This is a genomic window from Nonomuraea sp. MG754425 (assembly GCF_021699195.1).
GTDB lineage: Bacteria > Actinomycetota > Actinomycetes > Streptosporangiales > Streptosporangiaceae > Nonomuraea.
Map to the genome: position 1 here is coordinate 1 of NZ_SSXE01000413.1, position 1624 is coordinate 1624.

Consider the following 1624-nt stretch of genomic DNA (forward strand, 5'->3'; position numbering starts at 1 on the left):
CTGCTCGGGTTACGCGAACGCGTCGCCGTCTACGGCGGCGACCTCGACGCCCGCCGTCGCCTCGGCGGCGGCTTCCGGGTGCGCGCCCGGATCCCGCTGGAGCGCCCGTGACCACCCTCCGGCACCTCGCGGGCGCGGCCGAAGCGCGCCGGCCCGCTCCCGCCACCCGCCCGGCCGCGACGTTCCCGAGCCCGGACGGGGAGCCCGTCAGTCCGGCCGGGGGGTCCACGAGCCCGGTCGAGGAGCGCGCGAGCGGGTCCGAGGCGGGGGCGTCCGCGCCCAGGGTGCTCATCGCCGATGACCAGGAGCTGGTCCGGGTGGGTTTCCGGCTCATCCTCACCGCGCGCGGCATCGACGTGGCCGGTGAGGCCGCCGACGGGGCCCAGGCGGTGACGGAGGCGCTCAGGCTGGCCCCCGACGTCGTGCTGATGGACATCCGCATGCCCGGCATGGACGGCCTGGAGGCGACCCGCCGGGTGCTCGCGAACGACCCGCGCTGCCGGGTGATCATGCTGACCACGTTCGACCTCGACCGGTACGTCTACGCCGCCCTGGCACTCGGCGCGAGCGGCTTCCTGCTCAAGGACGTCACCCCGGAACACCTGGCCGCCGCCGTACGCCTGGTCGGCACCGGCGACGCGCTGCTCGCCCCCTCGATCACCCGCCGCCTCGTCGAACGCTTCGCCCCCGCCGACCGGGCCGTCAACGGCGGCCTCGATGCCCCCGGCCCGGCGGCCCCGGCCGCGCACGCGGAACTCGCCACCCTGACGCCACGCGAGCTGGAGGTGCTCACGCTCCTGGGCAAGGGCCTGTCGAACGCCGAACTCGCGTACGCGCTGACCCTGAGCGAGGCGACGGTGAAGACGCACGTCGCCCGCATCTTCGCCAAGCTCGCGCTGCGCGACCGCGCCCAGGCGGTGGTCATCGCGTACGAGACCGGCCTCGTCTCACCCGGCGGAACCGCCTGACACCCCCGCGGCCCGACCGCTCAGACGAGCCCGACCACCAGCCCTTCGTCCTTGATGCCCAGGTACGCCCCCGGACGGTGCAGCCGCATGGCGTGCTCGATGACCGGGATGTACTTGGGCTGCGAGCCGAGCGGCAGCCGGTACCCGTTCTTGACCGTGTGGAACTCCCACAGGTGCGCCATCTCCTGATGCCGCGCCCGGAACCCCTGGTCGGCGGGGAACAGGTCGAGCCTGACCATCGTCCTGCGCACGAGGTGGTCGGCGAGCTGGACCCGGCGCTGCCGCGTCCGCGAGATGCCCACCCCCGACAGCTCGGCCCACGCCACGGCCCACGGGCGGCCCCGGGGGTCGTCCCAGCGCACCCCGAAGGCGTCGAAGACGAGCCGGCGCGGGCGGGAGACCTTCTTCCACGCGACGACCGGCAGCAGGCCGATCCCCAGGAACACCAGCCCGACCAGGCCGACGGCGACCGCGGTGCCCGAACCGCCCGTGGTCTGGCCGGTCAGCGCCGACACGATCGCGAGCAGCCCGAGCGCGCCCGCCACCGAGCCGCCGATCATCGCCCTGACCTTGGCGTCGCCGCCGACGTCGATCACCACGGGCGGTTCGGGCACCGCGGTCGCCGTCGGCCTGGTCGGGCTGGTGTTCCTGGGGAT

The 1624-nt window shown here is 74.9% G+C and carries 2 protein-coding genes; one reads left to right on the forward strand and one right to left on the reverse strand.

Features of this window, described 5'->3' with window-relative positions; genetic code table 11:
• Window positions 1-284: 284 nt before the first annotated feature.
• Window positions 285-968, forward strand: a complete 684-nt coding sequence (locus FAF44_RS53125) for a response regulator transcription factor (protein WP_237111107.1) — start codon at window positions 285-287, stop codon at window positions 966-968.
• Between the two features lie 20 nt (window positions 969-988).
• Here FAF44_RS53125 and FAF44_RS53130 read toward each other — a convergent pair.
• Window positions 989-1624 (reverse strand): hypothetical protein (locus FAF44_RS53130; protein WP_237111106.1); only part of this gene is annotated, 636 nt, incomplete at its 5' end.